A 4,624-nucleotide genomic window follows, 5' to 3' on the forward strand; every position below is an offset into this window, starting at 1 on the left:
TTTTAGTGCTTTGATTTTTGGAGCCTGGCAGCCCGCTACGGATTACAGAGAGTTCGAATATGTGGCTTATAGCTACGAAATTCCTGAAGATAATGATGCAACAACAGTCTTCAACATAACCACGTACATCAAGAAAACCGATAACGGCTATACTGTGACCAACCAGATTGTACGGGAATTTCCGGATGAACCGCTTGACATGGTTATGCTGACAGGAGGCTTTTATGGGTATATCACTATGTTTTTTATGAACCCACTTGGCATGATGATGCTCAACTATCTAGATTTTGATGAGATGATTCCCATGAAAATAATGGGGTTCGGAACGATTAGGTATGAAGGTGAAGAAAAAGTCGGTAAATACAAAGGTCAAAAAGTGGTGCTTTATGATGAGGAAAAAGAACCTGTGTTTTCCTGGGTGATTAACCCAGAAATACCCCTTATAATCAAAAGCGTGTCCTACGATGATAACATGACGGTAACGCTGTTGGATTATAAAATGGCTGAGAAATAGTTTGCCACTTCTGACAAGTCCTGACAATCCGGGAATAAAATCTCGCGCTTTATGAAAGCGCGAGGTTTTTTTATACTCAGTTTTTATAAATATCCCTTACAACTTCTTCAATTCCTGGATCCTGAATCTTGAAATCTTCTATTTCGAATTTCTGGAGAACTTCTCTTGCCAAAATCGCGGGTTTGTGAGTGTTTTCGATTTTTATTACAATTTCTCCTTCCTGTTCATTGAATTCTCCATTGTAAGCATCTATGAATTTTTTCTGACTTTGAGAAAGGGTATAGTAGCCCTCTTTTAATCTTATCTTCAATAATCGTGGGAGAGAAGTCCTTTTTTTCAATGCGGTTAAACTACCTTTGTATATCAATCTCCCATGGTTGATTATAAGAATTTCTTCACAGAGGGCTTCGATATCATTCAGATCGTGAGTTGTGAGAAAAATCGTTTTTCCTTCAGCGTTGAGTTCTTTTAGAAAACTCAGAACCCTGTGCTTTGATACAACATCAAGGCCAATCGTAGGTTCATCGAGAAATAATATTTCAGGATCATGTATCATACATGCTGCCAATTCCGCTCTCATCCTTTGACCAAGGCTCAATTGCCTGACTGGCTGCTCGTAGAATTGCATTATTTCGAGTCTGTCTATAAGAAAACTCAACTGCTTTTTGAATTTAGCTTCTGGAACCCTGTATATAGCCTTCAGGACTTTGTACGTATCCTTTACGGGCAGATCCCACCACATCTGTGTTTTCTGCCCGAAAATAACGCCAATGTTCCTCACATACTTCTTCCTTTCTTTCCAAGGGCAAAAGCCTGCAACTTTTACTTTTCCAGATGTGGGGGTGAGTATTCCTGTGAGCATTTTAATGGTGGTGGATTTTCCTGCACCGTTTGGCCCAATATAGCCCAAGAATTCGCCTTTTTTAACGCTAAAACTGACGTTTCTAACGGCGTGTATTATTTCTTTTTCTCGTTTGAAAATCTTTCTTTTGTAAAGTGTATAGTCTTTACAAAGATCGGAAACCTCAATGTATTTGTTCATGAACTCACCTCCTTTAGAGCAGTAAATTAATTTAGCATTATATGGTATTGTAGAGTATAAAACGAAGTATTATTCTGTATATGATTATGGACCTAGTGGTCCTCGACTGATATAAGTATTCGGTGAATCCTTCACGGATAATCGATAGTACAGCCTGTGTTACGCAGCGCAAGACATCTTTTTGTACTATTTAGTACTATTTATCGGATGTCCTTTAAGTCCCGGTACTTGAGTAATGCTTTTCACCTAACTTCCACAATCCAATGCTTATGGGAAGAAAAAGTATAAAACTAATCATTGGCGAGAAGAGGGCAAGAATGGAATTTGTCTTGCCTGTGAGATAAGAAACAGGATAAAATGCGGCAGTGCCGAGGGGAATGATAAAAGTGAGAGCTTGCTTCACGAAATTTGTGTATATAGTTAATGGGTAGGAAGAAGCCGTTCTCATAGAATAAACCCCAAGGACAACGATGTCCTCGTTTCTTACGGTCCAGAAAGCTATCGCAGCAAGTATTAAAGAGATTTCAAAAGTCAGTAGCGCTGATAGCAACACAAGGCACGTGTACAATAAGAAAAATCCAGGTGAAGCCAATCCAGTGAAGACAGCTCCAAAAATCCCAACTGCTATTGCTTGAGCGAGAATGCCTAATCTTCTAAATTGAAATCGCTGAAGCATGACCTGTGTGATAGTTGATATAGGCCTAATTAGTAAGACGTCGAATCTACCGCTGAGCGTAAATTCCTGAAAACGGTGCAATCCCTCACCAAAGGTTCTAAAAAGTCCCCAACCGGCTTCAACAATTGAATAGATCAAAGCTACCTCACCCAAAGACCATCCGGCCATGCTTTTAAATCTGAACATGATTACAGCAATAATCAGAAAATCAGAAAAAACAGCCAATCCGGAAGTTATGGTATCGAAAACGAAGTTGAACCTGTATTCGATTTCTTTTTTTAGACTAGCTATGAAGAGGGCTTTAAAGACCTTTGCTGACAAAATCCTCAGCCTCCTTGGATTTGCAATTTCTTTTGAGTAAGTTTTGTTAGAATCAACGCAAAAAGGAAAAGCACTGCTACCCAGAACAATTGCAGCGTGATGCCTTCTGAGAAAGTTATTTTGCCAAGATAAAGCGAACCTGGAATATAACTCGTTGCTGCGAAAGGAGTAAGAGGCATTATTCTCTTTAAAAAATCCGGATAATATTTCGCAGGCAACATGTAACCCGAGAGAAAATTCATGAGAAAATAGTAAAGCGATTGAGCTCCAGAAATGCCTAAAAATCTCAAACTCCATAGTCCGATAAAGTAGTTCAGGAAAAAGGAAATAATGAAAGCCATTGCTATTGATATTCCGTAAGGTACTATTTGCCCCGGTGATGGCAGCCTAACCCCCAGCAAAAAGAAACCGAGGAAGAAAATCGGTAAATACCGAAAGAAAAAATTATAAACCACATGCCCTAGAACCTCGTAAAAGGATAAATATATTAGTCCATAAGGTTTTAACAGCTCAAAAGCGATCGTTCCATCCCTTACTTTTTGGAACAAGAATGCTCCATATGGAAGGAACATTGTGATCCAAAGACCAGACTGGTTCACCATCACATAGGTTACCATTTGGGATGACTCCGGGGAATTTCCAAGAATGGCTCTCCAAATGCTTACAAAAATATAGCCGAACACAAAGCTCCCGGCGTTGCTGATAAGGTGGTTCAACAGATAAATTCTGTTTCTCAAAAAGGAATTTCTTAAAATGGCTAACCCAGCTTTGAAAAGAACCACCTCCAATTCTTTAATGTCCTTTGTGCTTTTTTGCACAAAAAAGATAAGGCAGAGTGGTACTTTGCGATTTTTGTAGGTAGATATAATGAAAAGGTTTTAAAAACACTTGATCGAAGACATTTAGTAGTGTCAATCAACAAAAGAAAAAATTAATTTACATCGATTTCGAGAGCGACAAGCTCAAAACTACAAAAGGAACCGGCAAAGATATGCCGGTTCCACTATTATAGCAGTTTTATTCGAAGATGCAAGTGTCTTGAACTTTCAAGAGCGAATTCGGTGACTTAGAGTGATATGAATGTTTTGAAATTGATTGTTATTTATCCAGCGATTTCGGTTTCAGATTTGAAATTTAGGCTAAATTCGATCGGCGTGGAATTTGCAATGTTATCAGAAACAGGACATCTTTGCTCTATTGCCTTAAGCCATTTTGACAGTGTCAATTCATCTGCATCGGAATCAATATAAACCTTAACTTCGATGTTTTTGTAACCAGCCCTGTCAGGTGTTTCTCTTCCCATGAATTTTTCGGGGTTAAGAAAGCCCGAAAGCTCAAATTCAAGATTTTTTATCTGAATGTCCATTTCCTTGGCAACTACGTGTCCGACAACGTTGAGGCAGCCAGCTAGTGCGGCGAGTACATATTCAACCGGATTGGCGCCTTCATCTTTACCGCCCAGTATGGGTGGTTCGTCAATAACTATGCTGAAGTTTCTGGCTTTTACTGTTGTCTTGGTTGAATTTTCTGATTTTGCTGATACTTTGAATATACTATCTCTGCTCATAAAAGCACCTCCTTTGTGATTTATTTCACTAAAAGTATATATGGTATACAACACGACTATATTACTCCGAATTAAACAACGCGTAATTTCCTAAAGAACGGTGAGAATAAAAAGCCCAAGAAGATTAGGTAGTCAATGAAGGAAATGAGAGTTTAATCGCCAAGGTCTATCGAATTTATCCCTTCAATACTGGCGAATTCAACGATATTTCTCTTCAAGATCTTGTAGTCTTCATCCGATATGACAAACTCAAAGCTTATACTGTCTTCATCGGTTTCTATTTCAATATGAAGGGGGGTTATTTTCAATTTGTCGAGCTTTTTTGCGAGCCTTTCCATAGCATGTTCCTTGTGCATTTCTATCGTAACTGTTTGCTTGCTTCCCTTACCAGCAAATAAGTCAACCCTTTTGAAAGCAACGACTATCAACAATACAATACCAGTTGCAGAGGAAGAAATGAGATATTCTCCAGCTACAAAACCCATGCCAATTGCTGCCGTTACC

At 38.9% G+C, this 4,624-nt stretch carries 6 protein-coding genes; 1 reads left to right on the plus strand and 5 read right to left on the minus strand.

Translation table 11 applies throughout. From position 1 onward, the window contains the following. The coding region (locus AC3LHT_RS09005; protein WP_488662652.1) for a hypothetical protein at positions 1-514 on the plus strand (514 nt) is incomplete at its 5' end. A 76-nt stretch (positions 515-590) separates the two neighbouring features. Here AC3LHT_RS09005 and AC3LHT_RS09010 read toward each other — a convergent pair. The 5 genes from AC3LHT_RS09010 to AC3LHT_RS09030 all read right to left on the minus strand — a co-directional run. Then, positions 591-1,556, minus strand: coding sequence for an ABC transporter ATP-binding protein (locus tag AC3LHT_RS09010; protein ID WP_488662653.1), 966 nt, complete (start codon positions 1,554-1,556; stop codon positions 591-593). Positions 1,557-1,770: 214 nt separating this feature from the next. Next, the gene (locus AC3LHT_RS09015; RefSeq protein ID WP_488662654.1) at positions 1,771-2,553 is read right to left on the minus strand and encodes an ABC transporter permease; all 783 of its coding nucleotides are present in this window, start codon (positions 2,551-2,553) and stop codon (positions 1,771-1,773) included. 5 nt (positions 2,554-2,558) lie between these two features. After that, positions 2,559-3,335 (minus strand): ABC transporter permease, encoded by a 777-nt coding sequence (locus AC3LHT_RS09020; RefSeq protein ID WP_488662657.1) that lies wholly within the window; start codon positions 3,333-3,335, stop codon positions 2,559-2,561. 320 nt (positions 3,336-3,655) lie between these two features. Next, positions 3,656-4,120, minus strand: a complete 465-nt coding sequence (locus AC3LHT_RS09025) for an OsmC family protein (RefSeq protein WP_488662655.1) — start codon at positions 4,118-4,120, stop codon at positions 3,656-3,658. 152 nt (positions 4,121-4,272) lie between these two features. After that, the coding region (locus AC3LHT_RS09030) for an MgtC/SapB family protein (protein WP_488662656.1) at positions 4,273-4,624 on the minus strand (352 nt) is incomplete at its 5' end.

This window comes from Kosmotoga sp., from assembly GCF_982836095.1.

Excerpts from the sequence above, each read along its gene's own strand:
- AC3LHT_RS09010 (WP_488662653.1), bottom strand. The coding sequence starts at position 1,556 with ATGAACAAATACATTGAGGTTTCCGATCTTTGTAAAGACTATACACTT.
- AC3LHT_RS09025 (WP_488662655.1), bottom strand. The coding sequence starts at position 4,120 with ATGAGCAGAGATAGTATATTCAAAGTATCAGCAAAATCAGAAAATTCA.